Source organism: Pseudomonas sp. ASL4 (assembly GCF_056680395.1).
In genome coordinates, this window is sequence record NZ_CM155280.1 from 714,390 (window position 1) to 738,737 (window position 24,348).

Annotated in this window: 22 protein-coding genes; 12 read left to right on the plus strand and 10 right to left on the minus strand. The window is 58.1% G+C overall.

The window, feature by feature from the left end; all coding sequences use genetic code 11:
- Nucleotides 1–2: 2 nt before the first annotated feature.
- The gene (gene trkA / locus AC1MEW_RS03100; RefSeq protein WP_322270073.1) at nt 3–1,376 is read left to right on the plus strand and encodes a Trk system potassium transporter TrkA; all 1,374 of its coding nucleotides are present in this window, start codon (nt 3–5) and stop codon (nt 1,374–1,376) included.
- 175 nt (nt 1,377–1,551) lie between these two features.
- A complete protein-coding gene (locus AC1MEW_RS03105) occupies nt 1,552–1,869 on the plus strand; it encodes a tetratricopeptide repeat protein (RefSeq protein ID WP_201205074.1) in 318 nt (105 codons plus the stop codon).
- On the opposite strand, the gene AC1MEW_RS03110 is transcribed toward AC1MEW_RS03105, so the two are convergent.
- The 3 genes from AC1MEW_RS03110 to tag all read right to left on the minus strand — a co-directional run bounded on the left by AC1MEW_RS03110 (nt 1,870) and on the right by tag (nt 3,671).
- On the minus strand, nt 1,870–2,109 hold the full coding sequence (locus AC1MEW_RS03110; RefSeq protein WP_201199248.1) for a PilZ domain-containing protein: 240 nt from the start codon (nt 2,107–2,109) through the stop codon (nt 1,870–1,872).
- 76 nt (nt 2,110–2,185) lie between these two features.
- On the minus strand, nt 2,186–3,073 hold the full coding sequence (locus AC1MEW_RS03115; RefSeq protein WP_201199246.1) for a lysophospholipid acyltransferase: 888 nt from the start codon (nt 3,071–3,073) through the stop codon (nt 2,186–2,188).
- 40 nt (nt 3,074–3,113) lie between these two features.
- The gene (gene tag / locus AC1MEW_RS03120; RefSeq protein ID WP_480425381.1) at nt 3,114–3,671 is read right to left on the minus strand and encodes a DNA-3-methyladenine glycosylase I; all 558 of its coding nucleotides are present in this window, start codon (nt 3,669–3,671) and stop codon (nt 3,114–3,116) included.
- 81 nt (nt 3,672–3,752) lie between these two features.
- On the opposite strand from tag, the gene glyQ reads away from it, so the two are divergent.
- The 4 genes from glyQ (at nt 3,753) to AC1MEW_RS03140 (ending at nt 8,158) form a co-directional block, all read left to right on the plus strand.
- Nucleotides 3,753–4,706, plus strand: coding sequence for a glycine--tRNA ligase subunit alpha (glyQ, locus tag AC1MEW_RS03125; RefSeq protein WP_008155694.1), 954 nt, complete (start codon nt 3,753–3,755; stop codon nt 4,704–4,706).
- Entirely contained in the window at nt 4,703–6,757 is a 2,055-nt protein-coding gene (glyS, locus tag AC1MEW_RS03130; RefSeq protein ID WP_201199242.1) for a glycine--tRNA ligase subunit beta, read from the plus strand. The genes glyQ and glyS overlap by 4 nt, the downstream gene beginning before the upstream one ends.
- Before the next feature lie 6 nt (nt 6,758–6,763).
- Complete coding sequence (gmhB, locus tag AC1MEW_RS03135; protein ID WP_480425383.1) at nt 6,764–7,297, plus strand: D-glycero-beta-D-manno-heptose 1,7-bisphosphate 7-phosphatase; 534 nt, start codon at nt 6,764–6,766, stop codon at nt 7,295–7,297.
- Between the two features lie 81 nt (nt 7,298–7,378).
- Entirely contained in the window at nt 7,379–8,158 is a 780-nt protein-coding gene (locus tag AC1MEW_RS03140; protein ID WP_201196036.1) for a lysophospholipid acyltransferase family protein, read from the plus strand.
- Nucleotides 8,159–8,382: 224 nt separating this feature from the next.
- On the opposite strand, the gene AC1MEW_RS03145 is transcribed toward AC1MEW_RS03140, so the two are convergent.
- The 3 genes from AC1MEW_RS03145 to AC1MEW_RS03155 all read right to left on the minus strand — a co-directional run bounded on the left by AC1MEW_RS03145 (nt 8,383) and on the right by AC1MEW_RS03155 (nt 12,313).
- Nucleotides 8,383–10,695: a CHASE2 domain-containing protein gene (locus AC1MEW_RS03145; protein WP_480425386.1), complete on the minus strand. Its 2,313-nt coding sequence runs from the start codon at nt 10,693–10,695 to the stop codon at nt 8,383–8,385.
- Nucleotides 10,696–10,713: 18 nt separating this feature from the next.
- Complete coding sequence (locus AC1MEW_RS03150; RefSeq protein ID WP_416195323.1) at nt 10,714–11,631, minus strand: FecR family protein; 918 nt, start codon at nt 11,629–11,631, stop codon at nt 10,714–10,716.
- A 424-nt stretch (nt 11,632–12,055) separates the two neighbouring features.
- Nucleotides 12,056–12,313 carry a hypothetical protein gene (locus tag AC1MEW_RS03155; RefSeq protein WP_480425387.1) on the minus strand — a complete coding sequence of 86 codons (258 nt, stop codon included), beginning with the start codon at nt 12,311–12,313 and terminating at the stop codon, nt 12,056–12,058.
- A 191-nt stretch (nt 12,314–12,504) separates the two neighbouring features.
- On the opposite strand from AC1MEW_RS03155, the gene AC1MEW_RS03160 reads away from it, so the two are divergent.
- The gene (locus AC1MEW_RS03160) at nt 12,505–13,224 is read left to right on the plus strand and encodes a response regulator transcription factor (protein ID WP_201199236.1); all 720 of its coding nucleotides are present in this window, start codon (nt 12,505–12,507) and stop codon (nt 13,222–13,224) included.
- Nucleotides 13,225–13,388: 164 nt separating this feature from the next.
- Here AC1MEW_RS03160 and gyrB read toward each other — a convergent pair whose 3' ends face one another.
- From gyrB to dnaA, 4 genes are read right to left on the minus strand one after another with little or no spacing between them, the layout of a single operon-like run.
- Nucleotides 13,389–15,812, minus strand: coding sequence for a DNA topoisomerase (ATP-hydrolyzing) subunit B (gene gyrB / locus AC1MEW_RS03165; RefSeq protein ID WP_201199234.1), 2,424 nt, complete (start codon nt 15,810–15,812; stop codon nt 13,389–13,391).
- Between the two features lie 5 nt (nt 15,813–15,817).
- On the minus strand, nt 15,818–16,921 hold the full coding sequence (recF, locus tag AC1MEW_RS03170) for a DNA replication/repair protein RecF (protein WP_201199233.1): 1,104 nt from the start codon (nt 16,919–16,921) through the stop codon (nt 15,818–15,820).
- Between the two features lie 20 nt (nt 16,922–16,941).
- Complete coding sequence (gene dnaN / locus AC1MEW_RS03175) at nt 16,942–18,045, minus strand: DNA polymerase III subunit beta (RefSeq protein WP_201199232.1); 1,104 nt, start codon at nt 18,043–18,045, stop codon at nt 16,942–16,944.
- Between the two features lie 39 nt (nt 18,046–18,084).
- Entirely contained in the window at nt 18,085–19,605 is a 1,521-nt protein-coding gene (dnaA, locus tag AC1MEW_RS03180; RefSeq protein ID WP_201199231.1) for a chromosomal replication initiator protein DnaA, read from the minus strand.
- 567 nt (nt 19,606–20,172) lie between these two features.
- Here dnaA and rpmH point away from each other — a divergent pair.
- The 5 genes from rpmH to mnmE all read left to right on the plus strand — a co-directional run bounded on the left by rpmH (nt 20,173) and on the right by mnmE (nt 24,104).
- Nucleotides 20,173–20,307 carry a 50S ribosomal protein L34 gene (gene rpmH / locus AC1MEW_RS03185; protein ID WP_003213577.1) on the plus strand — a complete coding sequence of 45 codons (135 nt, stop codon included), beginning with the start codon at nt 20,173–20,175 and terminating at the stop codon, nt 20,305–20,307.
- 16 nt (nt 20,308–20,323) lie between these two features.
- Nucleotides 20,324–20,725 carry a ribonuclease P protein component gene (gene rnpA, locus AC1MEW_RS03190; RefSeq protein ID WP_480427177.1) on the plus strand — a complete coding sequence of 134 codons (402 nt, stop codon included), beginning with the start codon at nt 20,324–20,326 and terminating at the stop codon, nt 20,723–20,725.
- Nucleotides 20,718–20,963, plus strand: coding sequence for a membrane protein insertion efficiency factor YidD (gene yidD, locus AC1MEW_RS03195; RefSeq protein ID WP_073636650.1), 246 nt, complete (start codon nt 20,718–20,720; stop codon nt 20,961–20,963). Before rnpA ends, yidD begins: the two co-directional genes overlap by 8 nt.
- A gap of 2 nt (nt 20,964–20,965) precedes the next feature.
- The gene (gene yidC / locus AC1MEW_RS03200) at nt 20,966–22,654 is read left to right on the plus strand and encodes a membrane protein insertase YidC (protein WP_322270068.1); all 1,689 of its coding nucleotides are present in this window, start codon (nt 20,966–20,968) and stop codon (nt 22,652–22,654) included.
- Nucleotides 22,655–22,733: 79 nt separating this feature from the next.
- A complete protein-coding gene (gene mnmE / locus AC1MEW_RS03205; RefSeq protein ID WP_201199229.1) occupies nt 22,734–24,104 on the plus strand; it encodes a tRNA uridine-5-carboxymethylaminomethyl(34) synthesis GTPase MnmE in 1,371 nt (456 codons plus the stop codon).
- Nucleotides 24,105–24,348: the final 244 nt, after the last annotated feature.

Sequence of the window (24,348 nt, forward strand, 5' to 3'; positions counted from 1 at the left end):
GGATGAAGATCATCATCCTCGGCGCCGGGCAGGTCGGCGGTTCGCTGGCGGAACACTTGGCCAGCGAAGCCAACGACATCACCGTGGTCGACACCGACGGCGAACGCCTGCGCGACCTCGGTGATCGGCTGGACATCCGCACCGTGCAGGGCCGCGCCTCGTTCCCGACCGTGCTGCGCCAGGCCGGCGCCGACGACGCCGACATGCTGGTGGCGGTGACCAACAGCGACGAGACCAACATGGTCGCCTGCCAAGTCGCCCACACCCTGTTTCATACCCCGACCAAGATCGCCCGGGTCCGCGAAGCCGCGTACCTCACGCGCGGCGGGCTGTTCAACAACGACGCGATCCCCGTTGATGTGCTGATCAGCCCGGAACAAGTGGTCACCAACTACATCAAGCGCCTGATCGAACATCCCGGTGCCTTGCAAGTGATCGACTTCGCCGAAGGCAAGGCGCAACTGGTGGCGGTGAAGGCCTATTACGGCGGTCCGTTGGTGGGGCAGCAACTGCGGCAGTTGCGCGAACACATGCCGAACGTCGAAACCCGCGTAGCAGCGATTTTTCGGCGCGACCGGCCGATCCTGCCCCAGGGCGATACGGTGATCGAGGCCGACGACGAAGTGTTTTTCATCGCGGCCAAGGCGAACATTCGTGCAGTAATGAGCGAAATGCGCCGCCTCGACGAGAGCTACAAACGCATCGTTATCGCCGGCGGTGGGCAGATCGGCGAACGACTGGCTGAAGCCATCGAAAGCCGCTATCAGGTGAAGATCATCGAGATGAACCCGGCACGTTGCCGCTATCTCTCGGACACCCTCGACAGCACCGTGGTGTTGCAGGGCAGCGCTTCGGACCGCGACTTGCTGCTGGAAGAGAACATCGCCGACGCCGATATCTTCCTGGCCCTGACCAACGATGACGAAGCCAACATCATGTCGTCGTTGCTGGCCAAACGGCTGGGCGCAAAGAAAGTGATGACGATCATCAACAACCCGGCTTACGTGGATTTGATCCAGGGCGGCGACATCGACATCGCCATCAGCCCGCAACTGGCGACCATCGGCACCTTGCTGGCTCACGTGCGCCGTGGCGATATCGTCAGCGTGCACTCACTGCGCCGTGGCGCGGCGGAAGCCATCGAGGCGATTGCCCATGGCGATGCGAAGTCGAGCAAGGTGATTGGCAAGGCGATCGAGAATATCGGGTTGCCGCCGGGCACCACGATTGGCGCGATTATTCGTGATGAAGAAGTGATCATCGCCCATGACGATACAGTGATCGAAACCGGCGACCATGTGATTCTGTTCCTTGTGGATAAGAAGCATATTCGGGATGTGGAGAAGCTGTTTCATGTGGGGCTTAGCTTCTTCTGATCCGATATTTGCGCTGGCCGGGCGGGCCTCTTCGCGAGCAAGCCCGCTCCCACATGTGATTTCGACCGTACATCAAACCTGCGTTCACTGTAGATCTACTGTGGGAGCGGGCTTGCTCGCGAAGGCGGCCTCACTAAAACAGATCAACTCCTGACCCACCTCGACAAGGAATCCACTGATGATCGAATCCCTGGAAAAAATGCTCGCCAAGGGTGTGGATAACGCCTTGCTGCGCTTCGGCCTCGGCAAGGGTTATCTGGATCTTGGGGAAAACGCGAAAGCGGCGGAGCATTTCCAGCGTTGCGTCGAGTTCGATCCGAAGTATTCGGCGGCGTGGAAGCTGTTGGGCAAGGCGCACTTGGCGCTGGCAGATTTTGCGGCGGCACGTCAGGCGTGGGAGCAAGGCCTGGAAGCCGCCCGCGCTCATGGCGATAAGCAGGCAGAGAAGGAAATGACGGTGTTTCTGAAGAAGCTTGAGCGTCAGGCTCGCTAATCAGAGATAGCGCAGGCCAATCCCTTCGGCATCCACCAGCACCACTTCCATGCGCACTCGCGGCGCGCCTGTGGGTAAACCTTGCACCTGGCCGAAGACCACCGTGCCCTTGGGCAAGGCCGACAGGGTCGGGTGCTTGACGTACACACCCGTCGTCGAGAGGTTACGGGTTTGCCCCAGGCACTCGCCGAAGCTTTCGTGACTGATTTTGATGCGAAATGATTTGCGGTGGTCGGACATCTTCTGCGCCCTTGATTGAACCTGTTGTGGATAATTTTGACCTACAAGAAATTATCCACAGATCGTGCCATTAACGTCAGTACCAGCGCTCTTCGCCGAGTGGACGCTTCTTGAAACGCTTCATGCTCCACATGTATTGGCTCGGATAAGCCCCGACATAGCGCTCGACCACCTTGCTCATGGCGGCACAGGACGTCTCGGTATCCGTGCTGTACATGGCTTCGGGCGCGGCTTCGAGGATCACTTTGTACCCCGAACCATCCGGCAGCCGCAGGGCATGCAGGAACACGCCGACCGCTTTGCCGCCGGCGAGCATGTTCGGTACAAACTTGCTGGTCAATGCCTGGGTGGCGAAGAACGGCACGAAGATCCCGGCGGATTCGGCCGGTTCCGGGTCAGCGGGGATGCCCACTGCACCACCTTTGCGCACCTCCTTGATGACGCTGAGGATGCCTTCCTTGGTGGAAGCGGCCACGCGGTTACCCAGCTGTACGCGCTGCTTGCGCAGCAAATCGTCCACAGCCTTCAACTTTGGCGGACGATAGAAGATGATCGGTTTGCACTGGCTGCAATAGAAGTGGTTCAACACTTCCCAGTTGCCCAGGTGGCTGGTGATACCGACCACACCTTTGCCGGAGGCGAGGGCGTCCTTCAATACGTCGAGGCCTTCGACTTCACGCACCAGGTCGATGGAGCGCTGGGCCGGCCAAATCCAGGCGCAGGCGCTTTCGGTCAGGGACTTGCCGATGTCGCTGAGGCTCTGGCCGACCAGGCGTTCACGTTCGGCCGGGTCCATCTCTGGAAAGCACTTGGCCAGGTTGATCCGCACCACATCGCGGGAACGGTTGGGGGTTTTCCACATCACCCAGCCAATGGCCGAGCCCACCGCCTGCACTGCCCGCCACGGAAGCAGGGCAAACAGCCGCAGAGCGCCTACCAGCAAGGCGCCTTTAAACTTATCCACAGGTCACTCCTGATCTTGTGCTGTGTGCGAGGCGGCCATTCTAACCGCCGTTCGCCAGCGTCGCGTAGCGATCGCAATCCTGGGTGTGGTCCATGACCATGCCCGAGGCCTGCATCAGCGCGTAACAAATGGTCGGGCCGACGAACGTGAAACCAGCCTTTTTCAGGCCTTTGCTCATCTCCACAGCGACCGGTGTCACGGCCGGCACCTGGCTGCGATCCTTGAAATGATTGATCACGGGTTTACCGCCAACGAACGACCAGAGAAACCCTACCGGGTCCTCCAGCGCCAGCCAGGCCTGGGCATTGCGCCGGGCCGCGTTGAGTTTGAGACGGTTGCGGATGATGCCGGGGTCAAGCATCAATTCAGCGATTTCCGCGTCGCTCATCTGCGCCACACGTTGCACGTCAAAGCCGAACAACACCTCGCGATAACGCTCGCGTTTGCGCAGCACGGTGATCCATGAGAGGCCGGCCTGGAACCCTTCGAGCAAAAGCAACTCGAACAATCCCTGCGCATCGCGTAGCGGCGTGCCCCACTCCTGATCGTGATAAGCCATGTATAGCGGATCTTCGGAACACCAAAAGCAGCGTGGCATAAGGCTCCAGGGGGCGTGCGCAGCAACGAATCGGGTATACTCCCGCTCTTTAAATCGCAGCCCAAGAAACAGGTGAATTTCGTGAGCCAGCCTACGCCAGCCGTGCGTACCTTCCAAGACTTGATCCTCGCCCTCCAGCAATACTGGGCCGAGCAAGGTTGTGTGGTACTTCAGCCCTACGATATGGAAGTAGGCGCCGGCACTTTCCACACAGCCACGTTTCTGCGCGCCATCGGCCCGGAAACCTGGAACGCCGCTTATGTGCAGCCCAGTCGTCGCCCGACTGACGGCCGCTACGGCGAAAACCCGAACCGGCTGCAGCACTACTACCAGTTCCAGGTAGTCCTGAAGCCGAACCCGGACAACTTCCAGGAACTGTACCTGGGCTCCCTCAAGCACGTCGGTCTGGACCCGTTGGTCCACGACATTCGCTTCGTCGAAGACAACTGGGAGTCGCCAACTCTGGGCGCCTGGGGTCTGGGCTGGGAAGTCTGGCTCAACGGCATGGAAGTGACGCAGTTCACTTACTTCCAGCAAGCGGGCGGCATCGAGTGCTACCCGGTGACCGGCGAGATCACCTACGGTCTTGAGCGTCTGGCCATGTACCTGCAAGGCGTGGACTCGGTCTACGACCTGGTCTGGGCTGACGGTCCGATGGGCAAAGTCACCTACGGCGACGTGTTCCACCAGAACGAAGTCGAGCAATCGACCTACAACTTCGAACACGCCAACGTCGAGAAGCTGTTCGAGCTGTTCGATTTCTACGAAAGCGAAGCTAAACGCCTGATCGAACTCGACCAGCCGCTGCCATTGCCGAGCTACGAAATGGTGTTGAAGGCCTCCCACACCTTCAACCTGCTGGATGCGCGCCGGGCGATCTCGGTGACTGCACGTCAGCAATACATTCTGCGTGTACGCACCCTGGCGCGTTCCGTTGCGCAAGCCTACCTGCTGGCTCGCGCCAAGCTGGGCTTCCCGATGGCGACCCCGGACCTGCGTGATGAAGTGTTGGCTAAGCTGGAGGCTGCACAATGAGTGCTCTGGATTTCCTGGTTGAATTGGGCACCGAAGAACTGCCACCTAAAGCCCTGAACACCCTGGCCGACGCGTTCCTGGCTGGTATCGACAAGGGCCTGCAAGCCGCTGGCCTGAGCTACGAAGCCAAAACCGTCTACGCCGCACCGCGTCGTCTGGCTGTACTGATCACCGCGCTGGATATTCAGCAGCCGGATCGCAGCATCAACCTCGACGGCCCGCCACGTCAGGCCGCGTTCGATGCCGAAGGCAACCCGACTCAAGCAGCCTTGGGCTTCGCCAAGAAGTGCGGCGTCGACCTGAGCGAAATCGATCAGAGCGGTCCAAAACTGCGTTACAGCCAGAGCATCGCCGGTAAACCGACCGCGAGCCTGCTGCCGACCATCGTTGAAGACTCCCTGAACGACCTGCCTATCCCGAAGCGCATGCGCTGGGGTGCTCGCAAGGAAGAATTCGTTCGCCCGACTCAGTGGCTGGTGATGCTGCTCGGTGACCAGGTCATCGATTGCACGATCCTCGCCCAGAAGGCCGGTCGCGATTCCCGTGGTCACCGCTTCCACCACCCGCAAAGCGTACGCATCACCGCGCCGGCCAACTACCTGACCGACTTGCGTGCTGCCTACGTATTGGCCGATGCCAACGAGCGTCGCGCAATCATCAGCAAGCGCACCGAAGAACTCGCGACCTTGCAGGAAGGCACGGCAATCGTCCCTCCAGCCTTGCTCGACGAAGTGACCGCGCTGGTTGAATGGCCGGTGCCGCTGGTGTGCTCGTTCGAGGAGCGTTTCCTCGATGTGCCGCAAGAAGCCCTGATCACCACCATGCAGGACAACCAGAAGTATTTCTGCCTGCTGGATGCCGACGGCAAGTTGCTGCCCCGTTTCATTACCGTGGCCAACATCGAAAGCAAAGACCCGCAACAGATCATCGCCGGTAACGAGAAAGTGGTTCGCCCACGCCTGACCGACGCCGAGTTCTTCTTCAAGCAAGACAAGAAGCAGAAACTCGAAGACTTCAACCTGCGCCTGCAAAACGTGGTGTTCCAGGAAAAACTCGGCAGCGTCTACGACAAGGCCGAGCGTGTTTCCAAACTGGCCGCGTTCATCGCGCAGCGCATTGGCGGCAACGCGGCATGGGCTTCCCGTGCCGGCCTGCTGTCCAAGTGCGACCTGGCGACCGAGATGGTCGGTGAGTTCCCGGAGATGCAAGGTGTCGCCGGTTACTACTACGCCCTCAACGACGGCGAGCCGCAAGAAGTCGCCCTGGCACTGAACGAGCAATACATGCCGCGCGGTGCCGGCGCTGAACTGCCGACCACCCTGACCGGTGCGGCCGTGGCCATCGCGGACAAGCTCGACACCCTGGTCGGCATCTTCGGCATCGGCATGCTGCCAACCGGTAGCAAAGACCCGTACGCCCTGCGCCGTGCAGCCCTGGGCGTGTTGCGCATCCTGATCGACAAGAAGCTCGAGCTTGACCTGAACGACGCCGTGGCCTTCGCCGTGAACGCGTTCGGCGCCAAGATCAAGGCTGCCGGCCTGAACGAGTCGGTGCTGGAGTTCATCTTCGACCGTCTGCGTGCCCGTTACGAAGACGAAGGTGTGGACGTCGCGACTTACCTGTCGGTACGTGCCCTGAAGCCGGGTTCGGCGCTGGACTTCGATCAGCGTGTGCAAGCGGTTCAAGCGTTCCGCAAATTGCCGGAAGCCGCCGCTCTGGCCGCCGTGAACAAGCGTGTTTCGAACTTGCTGAGCAAGGCCGAAGGCTCGATTCCGTCGGTGGTGGAAGCCAAGTACTTCGACAACGCCAACGAGTTCTCCCTGTATTCGGCGATCCAGCAGGCGGACCAAGCTGTCCAGCCGATGGCCGCTGCGCGTCAGTACAGTGAATCGCTGGCGCGTTTGGCTGCCTTGCGCGAGCCGGTGGATGCGTTCTTCGAAGCCGTGATGGTCAACGCGGATGACGCCAAAGTGCGCGCCAACCGTTATGCCCTGTTGTCCCGCTTGCGTGGGCTGTTCCTCGGCGTCGCCGACATTTCGCTGCTGGGGTAAGACTGTTTGAAACTGCTGATTCTCGATCGGGACGGGGTGATCAACTATGACTCCGACGCTTACATCAAATCGGTGGAGGAGTGGATTCCACTCCCCGGCTCGATCGAAGCCATCGCGCAGTTGAGCAAGGCCGGCTGGACGGTAGCGGTTGCTACCAACCAGTCGGGCATCGCTCGCGGCTATTACGACATCGCCACCCTGGACGCCATGCACGAGCGCTTGCGTTCGTTGGTGACGGAGCAGGGCGGTGAAGTCGGGCTGATCGTCTACTGCCCGCACGGGCCGGACGAAGGCTGCGATTGCCGCAAGCCGAAACCCGGGATGTTGAAAACCATCGCCGCGCATTACAACGTATCGCTGACTAATCTATGGTTCGTCGGCGACAGTCTCGGTGACCTGGAAGCCGCCAAAGCCGTCGATTCTCAGCCAGTTTTGGTAAAGACCGGAAAAGGCGAAAAGACTCAGGGCAAGACCCTGCCGGTAGGCACCTTGATTTTTGACGATCTGGCGGCGATTGCCGCAGAACTTATCCACAATTAGAGCGTTTCGAGATTCCTGACCAAGGATTGATCGGGATTGCGCTTTATATAGACGGGCAGAGCCCGCACGGTAAACGTCACCATGTCGATACTGCAGGCCATCAGAACGTTCCTCTTCTATCTGTTGCTGGGCACCAGCTCTTTGCTCTGGTGCAGCCTGAGCTTTTTTATCGCGCCGTTTCTGCCATTCAAGGCCCGATATCGCTTCATCAACGTGTACTGGTGCCGCTGCGCCTTATGGCTGAGCAAAGTATTTCTGGGCATTAGCTATGAAGTGAAGGGCGCCGAGAACGTGCCTGACCAGCCCTGCGTGATTCAGTCGAACCATCAGAGCACCTGGGAGACGTTCTTTCTCTCGGCTTACTTCGAACCGTTGAGCCAGGTGCTTAAACGCTCGCTGCTCTTCGTGCCGTTCTTCGGCTGGGCGATGGCCATGCTGCGTCCGATTGCCATCGACCGCGACAACCCGAAAGCCGCGCTCAAGCATGTGGCGAAGAAGGGCGATGAATTGCTGAAGGACGGCGTTTGGGTGCTGATCTTCCCCGAGGGGACTCGTGTTCCTTACGGCACCGTCGGCAAGTTCTCGCGCGGCGGTAGCGCCTTGGCGGTCAACGCCGAGCTTCCGGTACTGCCGATTGCACACAATGCCGGCAAGTTCTGGCCGAAAACCGGTTGGGCGAAGAAGCAGGGTGTGATCACCGTGATCATCGGCGAGCCGATGTACGCCGAGGGCACTGGGCCGCGAGCCATTGCTGCACTGAATGATCGGGTTCAGGCCTGGAACGAGCAGATGCAGCGCGACATGGGTTCGTTGCCACCCGCTCCTCAGGCACCTGCCACAACTGATCAAGTGGCTGTCTGAGATTCTGTGGATAACCTGTGTACCGTTTTGTTGAAAAACGACGGATTTAGCTTATAGGTTGATGATTTATATACATATTTCTGAAGCTCATAAAAATCTGAAAAAGGTGCATAAGTTTTTTTCGGACGTAAAAAAACCGGCTGATATAGCCGGTTTTTTTGTGCCTCAAAAAATCGCACCCTACGGGCTTGTGAGGCGCTGCCGAAGGCTGCGATCTTTTGCCTTTAATCGGTAAACACCGGTAATTGAAGCCTGAATGTAGTGCCTTGTCCGACCTTGCTCTGGCACTCGATCCGCCCACCGTGACGATCCACAACAGCCTTGACCATCGACAGACCCAAACCCAGACCATCATTGCCGTGCGCCGAAGCAAAGCGCCGGTACTGGCTGAACAACTCCGGCAATTCTTCGGCGGCGATACCTCTGCCCTGATCGGTAATCTCACAGGTCAGCCAGTCATTGGCACAACTCACCCGCACGCTAATCCGTGAACCGGCCGGGCTGTACTTGATCGCATTCTCCAGCAGGTTGAACAGCGCGCGCGTCAGCAACGATTGATCCGCCATGACCAGGGCTTCGGCGTCTTCATCCAGATCGTGCAACAGCTGAATGTTCTTCAACTGCGCGATGCTCATCGCCTGGTCGAAGGTATCGAGCAGCAGCATGGCGAACATGCTCGGCTGGAACTGGTAGGCCTCCGACTCGGCTTTCGCCAACTGCACAAACGCCTCGGTCAGGCTCAGCGCCTTGCGCACTTGCAACTCGATCTGGGCGAACAGGTGAGCGTCGCCGCTCGCCTGATGCCGCTGCACATCAAGCAACGCGAGAATCGCCGAGTTGGGCGCCCGCAGGTCATGGGAAAGAAATCGCAACAACACCGCTCGCTGTTCTTCGGCATCACGTTCGACACTCAAGTCGGTCAGGCTCAGCAGCCAGCCAATCGGCGTATCGCCCTCGGCGGGCAGCAGTGGAGCAAGATCGACTCGCAGGCTGCGTGCCTGGGTATCACGGAACTCCATCGGTTCCAGGGCCGACAAGGCTGCTGGCGCGCCATTGAGTGCTGCCGGATAACCCAGGGCGGTTAATTGATTGAGCAAGTCTTCACCCACCAGTTCACTGGCAAACACATCTCGAGCCTTGCGATTGGCCAGCAGGATTCGGCCGTTCGGATCGCTGATCAGCGTCGCTACCGGCAGGTATTCCAGGCCATCAGCGATGAAGCGCCGGGTGTCCCGTGTCCGGCTCATGGCCTGTTCCAGTGCAACGATTTGCCCCTGCAATACATCCCCGGCCGGGGCCTGGGTGCGTCGGCGTTCAGGGAAGACTTTCGGCTCGCTGTCCAGACGCGCCAGTTCCCAGCCGAAGTAGGCGAGTACCGCACTCAGCCGCCGCCAGTTCCAGATCAGGTAACCCAGCAACATGCCCAGCAGGCTCGCGGCCGGTGACCACCACCAGCCCAGCCGCAACAGCAGGCAAGACCCGAGCAAGGCCACGGCGATGCCGCCAACGGTCATCCACAAGGCCAGGCGAGGGCGCAATAACAACAAACCCAGCAGCAGCCCGACGAGCATTACCGACAGCAATACCGAAAGGCGCTCATCGAGCACCACAATGCTGCGCTGTTGCAGCAACCCGTTGAGGATGTTTGCCTGAATCTCGATGCCCGGCGTCGTGCCGAGACTCGCCGATTGTGGGGTGACATAGCGGTCACCCAGACCCGGTGCGGTCGAACCGATCAAAATCAGCCGATCGCGCAGCAACTGCGGCGCGACTTCGCCTCGCAACACGCTGACGTAAGGCACGCTGGGAAATCCGGCATCGGCCCTGATGAAGGGAATACGTATTTCGTGGGAACGTTGCCAACCTTGCACCGACAGCGGGGCAGGGGTACCGGGCATTGATGGAGAGTGATCGCCCGGCTGGCTCAATTGATACAGCAGCCAGGCAAGTTGAGCCCGGGGGTTCTGCGCCGATCCTTCGCTCAGATACACGCTACGCACGATGCCATCGACGTCCGCTTCGGCATTGATGTGCCCGATGCCCATGGCGCAGTGACTCAGCGGTGCCACCGGCTCTATTTCCCCCAGCGGCTGCCCATAGCGCGCCACACCTTCACGCAGTAGCGGCACAAACACATTGCCGGCCCGACAGGCTGCCTGGGCCAGACGCTGATCGTTGTCGGGATGGCTGTCGGGTTCGCTGAAAATCACATCGAACAGAATGCCTTTGGCCTTTGCAGCGCTCAGTCGATCGAGCAGATCGGCGTGCAGCACTCGCGACCACGGCCATTGCCCAAGTTGCTGCAGACTGTAATCGTCGATGGTCACAATCAAGATTCGGGGATCAACCGGCAGCGGGCTGAGTCGACGCAGGTTGTCGTAGAGCAGATTGCTCAACGTCAGGCCATGGCTCAGGGACAGGAGGGCTGTCAGCGGCAGCAGGATCAGACTGACCCACAGCCACTCGCGGACCATACGCCGGAACAACCGTTGAGCCTGGGTCGGCTCGCGCGCTTCCTTCCTTGGCCGGCCCTTCATCGGCAGTCGGCCGGAGTGCTATTGGACACGCGTGGTCCTGGGGTAATAGAAAATGTCATATACCCCGGTTTCTCCCTCTAGTCCCTGGGCGTCATACGCCGAGAGCCGAACATGATAGAAGAACGCTTTCAGGTCGTGGAAGTTGACTTGCGGCGTGCTCGAATACTGCTCTTGCTTGATGTTCAGAAACGCCGCATCAGTGGCGACTTGCGCTCGATAACGCGTGGCCCCCTCAATGGGCTTCATGATCAGTTGCCAAGTAGGCACCGGGCCCGTCTGGCCTGCCTGCCCCAACAGCCGGGGGGCCGGCAACAATTCGACCGGGGTCAACTTGCCCTGTTTCTGAATACGCAGCCCCTGACGGGCCATGACCTGGACTTCGTCATCGTCCGGTACGACAGAATGTCTGGCAGGCTGTGGAGACGAAGGCTCTTCCTCGCGATTGACCGCAACTTGCCCATTCAGCACTTCCAGCACAGCCTGGTCGCCATCATCGTCGCGTACCCGAAAATGTGTCCCTCGCACGCCCAGTACGCCGACCGGCGTGACAATCTGAAAACGATCATAGTCGCTGGCGCGCTTGATCACATACGACTCGACCTGACCCTGCTCAAGAATCACTTGAGGGATCGAATGTTCTTCATTCAAAAGCAGGGTGATGCGCGAGCTTGAGGGCAAGACAATACGCGAGCCATCGCCCAGAGACAGACTGACAAAGGCTGAAGGAGAGGTCATGACACCTTCTCGCTCATCCACTTTCATGCCTTCTTCCAGCGGCACCTGTTTACCTTTGACGTCCAGTTTCCAGGCTTCGCCGGTCAGATGCTCTACAGTCGCGGGCAGCGGCTGGCCACGGCATTGTTGGTTGTCGTCGATATAAGGCAGGCGTTTTGTGGAGGCGGGGGCAGCCGATACGTCCGGGGTAATCAACCCCATCAGGCCGGTCAGCAAAAACAGGCAGACGCCAGAACGGCGCAGAAGCAAAAGGGTCTTGGAGTTCATGGATTGGCTTTTTATGCTCTTGTGGTAATCAGGCCGCAAAGGCTTCGATCCGCTGGAAGCACCATACCTGACCGGACGCTCTGGCAGATAGCCATAGACCGTAGGGATGACACGTCCCTGTGTCAGAATCGACCGATCATCAAGCCGATTTGAAACCTGAGCAGGCACTCCTTGATTTCCCCCTGAACTGCAGACCGCCCGCAAACCGGCGATCGGCGGTCCCGCCAGGTTGGCGTTGACGCTCCCTGCGTCAGAGCACATCCCAATGCTCGTTGTGCCTGCTCAGCGAGAACGAATTTACCGGCATGCGCCTGCTGTGAGGCGATTCTCAATAATTGTTCAGAATTGCCCAGGCGTTCTAGAACACCCAGCGCTGTTCTACCTGGCTGACGGGTTGATCCGCTTCTGCTTGCAGCGAATAGACAGGCGCAAACCCCTGGGAATCCCCCAGTGATGTATTTATCCCACCACCGAAGTAGCGTGGTGTTGCCTCCCGATAGGCGTCTGGAGAGGATTGGGCCGCTGTGCATCCCAGCCCAAGGCTGCCCACAAACACCAACGCTGCCAGTCTTGTGAAAACGTGACAGGCGATCTTTTCCAGAACCTTGTGATGCATCTTTCCCACAGTCCCTATTGAGTTTTCTGCCAGTGGCTTCTCGCCTGAGGGCGAAGTGCTACTAGCGTAGCCACCCTCTAGAACTTCGGAGCGATTCGCCACAATTGTTCAGATTCAGGCAATCAGCCTAAACTCGCTCCCGTAGGACTTTTCTTGAACGTTGCCCTTACGAGATGAAGGAATCACTGCGCATGCGTGTCGCAATACTGGATGACGAACCCGCCGAGCTACGTCGGGTGGAACAGACACTGCGACAGATCCCCTCCCCGGGAGAGCAAGCGTGGACATTGCACAGTTTCGAGCGAGGGGAGGACCTGCTGCGACAACTTCGGCGGGAGACCTTCGACCTGCTAATCCTCGACTGGCAACTGCCCGATATCAGTGGCCTGTCGCTGTTGCGCTGGACCCGCGAACACATGGACGCACCACCCGCCGCGATCATGCTGACCAGTCGCGACGCTGAGAGCGATATCGTCCAGGCCCTGAATGCCGGCGCTGACGACTACGTGAGTAAACCGTTCCGCCCCAACGAGCTCAAGGCACGAGTGAGTGCAGTGCTGCGCCGACACGGCCTGCAACGATCACCCGCCACCGAACTACTGACGTTCAATGACTTGGTCTTCGACGACGCAGAGCTGACCGTCACCCGCGCCGGCAGCCCCATCAGCCTGACTGAAAAAGAATACCGACTGGCCCACTGCCTGTTCACCAACCTGGGCCGGCCGCTATCTCGGGAATACCTGTATGAGCGGTTCTGGAGTCATGAAGAAATGGTCTCTTCAAGACCGCTTGATACTCACATTTATCGCCTTCGCAATAAGCTCGGGCTGACGGCAGATCGGGGTTGGCAGTTGTTGACGATTTATGGGTATGGGTATCGGTTGGAAAGTGTGGCGTCAGTAATCGAGTAACGATCAAAAGATCGCAGCCTTCGGCAGCTCCTACAGGGAAATGCGGTCGGCGTAGGAGCTGCCGAAGGCTCGGGCCGCGTTCGGACGATCTTTTGATTTTCCAGAAGCCATAAAAAAAGGCCAACGCTTAAGCGTTGGCCTTTTTGTTTGGCGCTGCCGCTGGATCAGAAGTCCAGGTTGGAAACCGCCAAGGCGTTGCTTTCGATGAACTCACGACGGGGTTCGACCGCATCACCCATCAGGGTGTTGAAGATCTGGTCCGCGCCAATGGCGTCTTCGATGGTCACTTTGAGCATCCGGCGCTGGCTTGGGTCCATGGTGGTTTCCCACAGCTGATCCGGGTTCATCTCGCCCAGACCTTTGTATCGCTGGATGGTATGACGCTTGGTGCTTTCAGCCATCAGCCATTCAAGTGCTTCCTTGAACTCGGTGACCGGTTTCTTGCGCTCGCCGCGCTGGATGTACGCGCCGTCGTCGAGCAAGGTGCTCAGTTGAGCGCCCAGCGAGACAACGGTTTTGTAGTCGTTGCTGCCGAAGAAATCGCGGTTGAAGGTGATGTAGTTCGACAGGCCATGGGAGATCAGTTCGACCTCTGGCAGCCAGACGTTACGTTCACGGTCTTCACGCAGGCTGGCTTTGTAAACCAGGCCGGACTTCTCGACGGTGCGTAGGCGAACTTCAAACTTAGCCATCCAGTCCTGCATCGCTGCGTGATCGGACAGTTGCTCCAACGTGACCGCCGGCAGGTAGATGAAGTGCTCGGTCAGTTCCTGTGGGTACAGGCGCGACAGACGCTTGAGGGTCTTCATTACCAGACGGAAGTCATTCACCAGGCGCTCAAGGGCAGGTCCGGAAATACCCGGCGCGTCCTCGTTCAGATGCAGGCTCGCGTCTTCCAGGGCCGACTGCGTCATGTACTCTTCCATGGCGTCGTCGTCTTTGATGTATTGCTCTTGCTTGCCTTTCTTAACCTTGTACAGCGGTGGCTGCGCGATGTAGATGTAACCGCGCTCGATCAGCTCCGGCAACTGACGGAAGAAGAAGGTCAGCAGCAGGGTACGGATGTGAGAACCGTCGACGTCAGCATCGGTCATGATGATGATGTTGTGGTAACGCAGCTTGGCGATGTTGTACTCGTCGCGGCCGATGCCGCAGCCCAGCGCGGTGATCAAGGTGCCCACTTCTTGCGAAGAGATCATCTTGTCGAAGCGCGCCTTCTCGACGTTCAGGATCTTGCCTTTGAGCGGCAGGATGGCCTGAGTGCGACGGTTGCGACCCTGCTTGGCGGAACCGCCAGCAGAGTCACCTTCCACGAGGTACAGTTCAGAAAGGGCAGGGTCTTTTTCCTGGCAGTCAGCCAGTTTGCCCGGCAGGCCGGCGATATCTAGCGCGCCTTTACGACGGGTCATCTCACGGGCTTTACGCGCAGCTTCACGAGCGCGAGCCGCGTCGATCATCTTGCCGACAACCAGTTTGGCTTCGTTCGGGTTTTCCAGCAGGAAGTCGGAGAAGTACTTGCCCATTTCCTGTTCGACCGCGGTCTTCACTTCGGAAGAAACCAGCTTGTCTTTGGTCTGGGAGCTGAACTTCGGATCCGGTACTTTCACCGAAATGATCGCGGTCAGGCCTTCCCGGGCATCGTCACCGGTGGTGGCGACTTTGTGCTTCTTCGCCAGACCTTCGGCTTCGATGTAGGTGTTCAGGTTACGCGTCAGTGCGGAACGGAAACCCACCAGGTGAGTACCGCCATCGCGCTGTGGAATGTTGTTGGTGAAGCACAACAGGTTCTCGTTGAAGCTGTCGTTCCACTGCAGGGCAATTTCCACGCCGATGCCGTCTTCACGCTGGATGTTGAAGTGGAACACCTGGTTGACCGGAGTCTTGTTGGTGTTCAGGTATTCAACGAACGCTCGCAGGCCGCCTTCGTACTTGAACAGCTCTTCCTTGCCGCTGCGCTCGTCCTTGAGGACGATGCCGACACCGGAGTTGAGGAAGGACAGTTCACGAATCCGCTTGGCCAGGATGTCCCAGCTGAAGTGGATGTTCTTGAAGGTCAGGTCAGACGGCTTGAAGTGAATCTGGGTACCGGTGGATTCGCTCTCGCCGACGATTTTCATCGGTTCTTTCGGAACACCGTGGATGTAAGTCTGTTCCCAGATCTTGCCGCTGCGGCGAACGGTAAGAACCAGCTCTTCGGACAGGGCGTTCACAACAGAAACACCTACACCGTGCAGGCCGCCGGATACTTTGTAGGAGTTGTCGTCGAACTTACCGCCGGCGTGCAGCACGGTCATGATGACCTCGGCTGCGGAAACGCCTTCTTCTTTGTGCACGTCTACCGGGATACCACGACCGTTGTCGCGAACGGTGATGGATTCATCCGGGTGGATAATGATGCTGATATCGTCGCAGTGGCCAGCGAGCGCTTCATCGATGGAGTTGTCGACTACCTCGAAGACCATGTGGTGCAGACCGCTACCATCGTCGGTGTCACCAATGTACATACCGGGACGTTTGCGTACGGCATCCAGGCCTTTCAGCACTTTAATGCTCGTTGAGTCGTAGGTATTCGTATTTTCTTCGCTCAATGCCTTCACTCCCGATGGTCGTGGGTCTGGGTGATACGGCCCTGTTCCACGTGGAACAGAGCGACTGGCGTTTCCGTCTGCCAGCCTTCCCTCAATAATTCGTGATCTACACAGGTGATAAACACCTGGCAGCGTAAGTCTTCCAGCAAGCGGCAAAGCGCACGGCGGTGTTGCTCGTCCAGCTCGGACGGCAGGTCATCCACCAGATAAATACACTGGCCGCGTCGGGCCTGGCTAACCAAGTGCCCTTGGGCGATCCGCAAGGCGCAGACCACCAACTTCTGCTGACCCCGGGACAAAATGTCCGCAGCGTTATGTGCGCCCAATCTAAGACGCAAGTCAGCGCGTTGTGGTCCGGCCTGGGTATGACCCATTTGCTGATCCCGTTGAAGGGACCCGGCGAGCACGGCACTCAGCTCGCGCTCTTTGTCCCAACCTCGGTAATAGCTGAGCGTTAAGCCCTCGAGCTCAACCAGTTCGCTCAAGGTCTGTTCAAAGACTGGTTTCAAGGCTTTGATATAAGCGCGGCGGTATTCATCAATTTCTGCGCTGGCCTGGCATAGTTCCCTGTCCCAAACCGCTTGCGAAACGGCGTCAAGTGTACCATGCCGCAGCCAAGAGTTTCTCTGGCGCAGGGCCTTCTGCAAGCGCTGCCAAGTGGACATAAATCGCGGTTCCACGTGGAACACACCCCAGTCGAGAAACTGCCGACGAATCTTGGGGGCGCCTTCCAGCAGTCGGAAGCTGTCCGGGTTGATCAACTGCAGCGGCAGTATCTCCGCCAGTTGTGCCGCACTGCGGGCGTTTTGCCCGTCGATGCGGATCTGGAACTCACCTTGGCGGTCCCGGGATATCCCCAATGCGCTGTGCCCGCCCTCCGCCAATTCCACCTGACCGAACACCGTGCACGCCAATTGCTCGTACTGAATCACCGGTAATAGACGGGCACTACGAAACGAACGAGCAAGCCCCAGCAGATGAATGGCTTCCAGAACACTGGTTTTGCCGCTGCCGTTGGCGCCGTAAAGAATGTTAATTCGGGGAGAGGGGGAGAAGGTCACCGGGTGCAGATTGCGCACCGCGGTGACCGAGACGCGACTTAAGGACATCTAGCTTCTGCTGAGCATGATTACAGACGCATCGGCATGACAACGTAGGCCGAGTCGTCGTTGTCGGACTCTTGCACCAGCGCACTGCTGTTGGAGTCGGACAGGATCAGGCGAACCTGCTCAGTAGTCATCACGCCCAGCACGTCGAGCAGGTAGCTCACGTTGAAGCCGATTTCCAGGGAGCCGCCGTTGTACTCAACGCCCACTTCTTCTTCCGCTTCTTCCTGCTCCGGGTTGTTCGCCTGGATCTTCAATTGACCATTGGCCAACTGCAGACGGATACCGCGGTACTTCTCGTTGGACAGGATCGCAGTACGGCTAAACGCTTCGCGCAGGGCCTGGCGATCGCCGAGTACCAGCTTGTCGCCGCCCTTTGGCAGAACACGCTCGTAGTCGGGGAATTTACCGTCGACCAGTTTCGAGGTGAAGGTGAATTCGCCGGTGGTCGCACGGATGTGGTGCTGACCCAGGACAATGCTTACGAGGCCATCCGGCTCAGTCAGCAGACGCGCCAGCTCAAGGATACCCTTGCGCGGCACGATGACTTGGTGACGGTCCGGTTGACCGATATCGGCCTTCATCGAGCACATGGCCAGACGGTGACCGTCGGTGGCCACGGCGCGGATGATGCCTTCGGAAACTTCCAGCAGCATGCCGTTAAGGTAGTAACGCACGTCCTGCTGGGCCATGGCGAAGCTGGTGCGTTCGATCAGACGACGCAGTTTGCTTTGCTCGAGGCTGCAGGTCAGCGAACCCGGGCCTTCTTCAACCGTCGGAAAATCATTGGATGGCAGGGTCGACAGGGTGAAGCGGCTACGGCCAGCCTTCACAACAAGCTTCTGCTCATCGACCTTGATGTCGATCAGAGCGTCGTTCGGCAGGCTCTTGCAGATATCCATCAGCTTGCGCGCAGGCACAGTGATGGAACCTGGATCAGCCGGTTCTTCGAGTTGCACACGACCGACCAGCTCGACTTCCAGGTCGGTACCGGTCAGCGACAGTTGCTGGCCTTCGACAACCAGCAGCACGTTGGAGAGCACCGGCAAGGTCTGTCGGCGTTCGACGACACCTGCGACCAGTTGCAGGGGTTTCAACAGGGCTTCGCGTTGAATGGTGAAATGCATGGTCTAGTCCCTTGCCTTAATAAGCTGCGCTGGTGTTCATCAAGTGGTCAGTGTACGCAGCAGGTTCTTGTAGTCCTCGCGGATGTCCGCGTCGGATTCCTTAAGTTCGTTGATCTTGCGGCAGGCGTGCAAAACCGTCGTGTGGTCGCGACCGCCAAACACATCGCCGATTTCCGGCAGGCTGTGGTTGGTCAGTTCCTTGGACAACGCCATGGCAACCTGACGGGGACGTGCCACCGAGCGCGAACGGCGCTTGGACAGCAGGTCCGAGATCTTGATCTTGTAGTACTCGGCGACGGTACGCTGAATGTTATCCACAGAGACCAGTTTATCTTGCAGCGCCAACAAGTCTTTCAGGGATTCGCGAATCAGCTCGATGGTGATATCGCGGCCCATGAAGTGCGAGTGGGCGATCACGCGTTTAAGCGCGCCTTCCAGCTCACGGACGTTGGAGCGAATACGCTGGGCAATGAAGAACGCCGCATCGTGTGGCAGATCGACTTTGGCCTGGTCGGCCTTTTTCATCAGGATCGCTACACGGGTTTCCAACTCTGGCGGCTCGACGGCAACAGTCAGGCCCCAACCAAAGCGGGACTTGAGGCGTTCTTCAAGGCCTTCGATTTCTTTCGGGTAGCGGTCACTGGTGAGAATGACCTGCTGGCCACCTTCAAGCAGGGCGTTGAAGGTGTGGAAAAACTCTTCCTGGGAACGTTCCTTGCGGGCGAAGAACTGAATGTCATCGATGAGTAGCGCATCCACCGAACGGTAGAAGCGCTTGAACTCGTTGATTGCGTTCAGTTGCAGCGCCTTGACCATGTCGGCCACGAAACGCTCGGAATGCAGGTACACGACCTTGGCATTCGGGTTCTTCTTTAATAGGTGGTTACCCACAGCATGCATCAAGTGGGTTTTACCCAAGCCTACGCCGCCATAAAGGAAGAGCGGGTTGTAGCCGTGCTTCGGATTATCCGCCACTTGCCAGGCCGCAGCCCGGGCCAGTTGGTTGGACTTACCCTCGACGAAGTTTTCGAAGGTGAACGTGCGATTCAGGTAGCTGGTGTGCTTGAGCGCACCTTCAACCTGCACGGTGCGCTGTTCGGCGCGAACCGGGGCTTGTTGCGAACTGGCGCCGGCCATCGGGTCGAAGCTGTCGCGGGACGGCTCTTCACTGACTTCGGCCACCTTTTGGGTCGCACGTTTGGTCTGAGTGGCGGCCGGGGCTGGGGCTGGCGCGCTGACCGGGGCTTGTGCGGCCTGAGCCTGGGAAGCCGCGGCGGCCAGCGGAGCATTAGGTGCCGCGCGCGGTGCCGAACTGCGTTTGCTGCCTATTAATAAGGAAAGCGCCGGCGCCACGCCATTGCCATGCTCATCCAGCAGTTCGAGGACGCGGCCCAAGTACTTTTCGTTGACCCAGTCGAGAACAAAACGATTCGGTGCGTAGACACGCAACTCGTCGCCTTCGGCTTCGACCTGTAGTGGACGGATCCAAGTGTTGAATTGTTGGGCAGGCAGCTCATCGCGCAAAAGCTCCACGCACTGCTGCCAAAGTTCCACTGACACGGATATCCCCTAAGTTGAAAGCCGGTGAGGCAAAAACAAGCGGCCATTGTAGCGGCCAGCCGCCCACTTATCCACATGCAGGTTGCGCACAGGCCATGATTTATCAATGCGTTAACCGCTAAAAAGGCGACCAGCGGTATGTGCATAAGCTCTGTGGATAACCGTCCATGAGGGCACTGGACAAGTGGGGGGCAAACCCGGTGGATAACTGGCCTGTGGATAACTGGCCATTCCACACACAGCTTATCCGACAGTGCAGCACAGGCTGACCACCGTTTTCCACCGTAGTTGTCATTCTCTGTACATCACGGTTTAGAAGGGCTTAAGGTAGTTATCCACAGAGGATGGTGCCCCTAGCTTTTATAAGCTTTATAAAAAAGCTTTAAATAATTCCCTTCTTTATTTCTATATCTAGCGAAGGACCGTCCAACGAGAAAACCCCTGGAGATCTATTTATAAGGAAACGCTGGTTGGAAATTGACCTAGAGGCTTGCTTTCTCTAGAATCCCCGGTCTCTTAAAACGGGGGCCATTCCGGCCCGTTGTGGACGAACCAGGTAACACGACAATGAAACGTACTTTCCAACCAAGCACTATCAAACGCGCTCGTACCCACGGTTTCCGTGCTCGCATGGCTACCAAAAACGGTCGTGCCGTCCTGTCGCGTCGTCGCGCCAAAGGTCGTGCGCGTCTGGCAGTTTGATAATCCGGCACTGGAGGTGAGTCAGGACTTCAGTCGGGACAAGCGTTTGCTTACGCCCCGGCATTTCAAAGCAGTCTTTGACTCCCCTACCGGCAAGGTTCCGGGGAAAAACCTCCTGCTCCTTGCGCGCAACAACGATCTTGATCACCCCCGTCTCGGGTTGGTAATCGGGAAAAAGAGCGTAAAGCTCTCCGTCGAGCGCAATCGCCTCAAACGTCTGATGCGCGAGTCGTTTCGCCTGAACCAGGATTCGCTGGTCGGCTGGGACATAGTTATCGTCGCGCGCAAAGGTTTGGGGGACGTAGAAAACCCCGAATTGATTCAGCATTTCGGCAAACTCTGGAAGCGTCTGGCACGCAGCACGCCAGTACCAGCAGTCAAAGCCGAGACTGTAGGGGTAGACAGACCCGATGCGTAAACTGGCACTCGTTCCGATCCAGTTTTACCGCTATGCCATTAGTCCCCTGATGGCTGACCACTGTCGCTTCTACCCCAGTTGTTCCTGCTACGCGTTAGAAGCCATAGAAAATCATGGCCTTCTGCGCGGTGGCTGGCTGGCCTTTCGTCGTTTAGGTCGCTGTCATCCGTGGAATCCCGGTGGTTTTGACCCGGTTCCGCCTATCCCTACCTCCCGTTCTTCTTCGATGGCCGAGTAATCATGGATATCAAACGCACGATCCTGATCGTCGCCCTGGCAATCGTGACCTACGTTATGGTTCTTAAATGGAACCAGGACTATGGCCAGGCTGCCCTGCCGACTCAGAATGTTGCTTCCAGTACTACCGCACCGGGCCTACCGGACACGGCGACTGGCAATAATGCTTCTGTCAGTGACGACATTCCACGCGCTGCAAGCGATACCAGTGCCACTGCACCTACTGAAACTCCGGTAGCTGTAAGCAAAGACCTCATCCAGATCAAAACGGATGTGCTCAACCTGGCTATCGATCCACAAGGTGGGGATGTTGCCCAGTTGACGTTGCCGCTGTATCCACGTCGCCAGGACCATCCGGAAATTCCATTCCAGTTGTTCGATAACGGCAACGAGCGGACTTATCTGGCCCAGAGCGGCTTGATCGGCACCGACGGTCCGGACGCAAGTCCAACCGGTCGTCCGGTTTACTCCTCGGAGAAGAAGATCTACCAACTGGCCGACGGCCAGAACCAATTGGTCGTGGACCTGAAGTTCAGCAAGGACGGCGTCAACTACATCAAGCGTTTCACTGTGAAACGTGGCCTGTATGACGTAACCGTTTCCTACCTGATCGACAACGAAAGCGCCAAGCCTTGGTCCGGTGCGATGTTCGCGCAACTGAAGCGTGACGCCAGCTCCGATCCTTCGTCCAGCACTGCTACTGGCACCGCGACTTACCTGGGCGCCGCCCTGTGGACAAGTAACGAGCCGTACAAAAAAGTGTCCATGAAGGACATGGACAAGGGTCAGCTGAAAGAAACCGTTAACGGTGGTTGGGTTGCCTGGTTGCAACACTACTTCGTGACCGCGTGGATTCCGGCGAAGGGCGAAAGCAACGTCGTCCAGACCCGTAAAGACAGCAAAGGCAACTACATCATCGGCTACACCGCACCGGCATTGACCGTTGCACCTGGTGCAAAAGCTGAAGTCAGCGCTGTTCTGTACGCCGGCCCGAAAAGCCAGGCTGTGCTGAAAGAGTTGTCCCCAGGTCTGGAATTGACCGTCGACTACGGCATTCTGTGGTTCATTGCCCAGCCAATCTTCTGGCTGCTGCAACACATCCACGCGATCGTCGGCAACTGGGGCTTCTCGATCATCTTCCTGACGATGCTGATCAAAGGGATTTTCTTCCCGCTGTCAGCAGCCAGCTACAAATCCATGGCGCGCATGCGTGCAGTGGCACCGAAACTGGCCGCGCTGAAAGAGCAACATGGCGACGACCGGCAGAAAATGTCCCAAGCCATGATGGAGCTGTACAAGAAAGAGAAGATCAATCCACTGGGCGGCTGCTTGCCAATCCTGGTGCAGATGCCGGTTTTCCTTTCGCTGTACTGGGTTCTGCTGGAAAGCGTTGAAATGCGCCAAGCGCCGTTCATGCTGTGGATTACTGACCTGTCGATCAAGGACCCGTTCTTCATTCTGCCGATCATCATGGGTGCAACCATGTTCATCCAGCAGCGGTTGAACCCGACTCCTCCGGATCCGATGCAGGCCAAGGTGATGAAGCTGATGCCAATCATCTTCACCTTCTTCTTCCTGTGGTTCCCGGCTGGTCTGGTGCTGTACTGGGTGGTCAACAACTGCCTGTCCATCAGCCAACAGTGGTACATCACGCGTAAGATCGAAGCTGCTACCAAAAAAGCCGCTGCGTAACTTACTCTGTGGATAACCACTCAAAACGCCCCCTAGTGGGGCGTTTTGCTATCTGTCACTTTTGTCTGGATACCGGTTTATGAGCGTTCCTCGTGAAACCATCGCCGCCGTCGCCACTGCCCAAGGTCGCGGCGGTGTGGGCATCGTCCGTATTTCCGGGCCGCTGGCGAGTGTGGCGGCCAAAGCCATCAGCGGTCGTGAACTGAAACCGCGATATGCCCATTACGGCCCGTTCCTCAGTGAAAACGAAGAGGTGCTGGACGAAGGCATCGCCCTGTATTTCCCGGGACCGAACTCGTTTACTGGCGAAGATGTGCTGGAACTTCAGGGCCACGGTGGCCCGATCGTGCTGGATATGCTGCTCAAGCGTTGCCTGGAACTCGGTTGCCGCTTGGCCCGGCCGGGTGAATTCAGCGAGCGCGCCTTCCTCAACGACAAACTCGATCTGGCCCAGGCTGAGGCGATTGCCGATTTGATCGAGGCAAGTTCTGCACAAGCTGCGCGAAATGCCCTGCGTTCTTTGCAAGGTGCGTTTTCTCAGCGTGTGCATAACCTCACTGAGCAATTGATCGGTTTGCGTATCTACGTTGAGGCCGCCATCGACTTCCCGGAAGAAGAAATCGACTTCCTCGCCGATGGCCACGTGTTGAGCATGCTCGACAAAGTACGCGATGAATTATCCACAGTCCTTCGCGAAGCCGGGCAAGGTGCCTTGTTGCGGGATGGGATGAACGTCGTCATTGCCGGCCGGCCGAATGCCGGCAAATCCAGCCTGCTGAATGCCTTGGCCGGTCGTGAAGCGGCGATCGTCACCGAGATCGCCGGCACCACCCGGGACATTCTTCGCGAACATATCCACATCGATGGCATGCCGTTACACGTGATCGACACTGCAGGTCTGCGGGATACCGATGACCAGGTGGAAAAAATCGGCGTTGAGCGTGCGTTGAAAGCCATCGGTGAAGCTGATCGGGTGTTGCTGGTCGTTGATGCCACTGCCCCGGAAGCGCTTGATCCGTTTGCGTTGTGGCCGGAATTCCTCGAAACCCGGCCAGACCCGGCCAAAGTGACGTTGATCCGTAACAAGGCTGACCTGACGGGCGAAGCGATTGCCCTGGAAGTCAGTGAGGATGGTCATGTCACCATCAGCCTGAGTGCCAAGTCGGCAGGCGAGGGCCTTGAGTTGCTGCGTGAACACCTCAAGACTTGCATGGGCTACGAGCAGACCTCTGAAAGCAGCTTCAGCGCACGCCGGCGTCACCTGGAGGCGTTGCGACATGCCAGTGCGTCCCTCGAGCACGGTCGAGCTCAGCTGACGCTCGCGGGTGCCGGTGAGTTATTGGCCGAAGATCTGCGTCAGGCGCAGCACTCTTTGGGCGAAATCACCGGTGCTTTCAGCTCCGATGACCTGCTGGGACGGATCTTTTCCAGCTTCTGTATCGGTAAATAGTCCTTCCGCTGTTCACAGACAGGCCATTCGCGCCTGTCTGTTCCCTCCTTTTCTGAAACTTTCCCCGAGTGCTAAGCAGATTTTTTCTGCTTGAGCGGATTTCCCGTGTCCGGAATTCCCTCATTCGAAGCTTTTCTGTGGATTAAGCCCTGTGAATAACTGCCACTAAGGGCAGTTGATAACAGGGCCTGAAAACTGAAGATAAACCCCTCTGTGGATAACCACCCCTTTCATCCACAGGCTT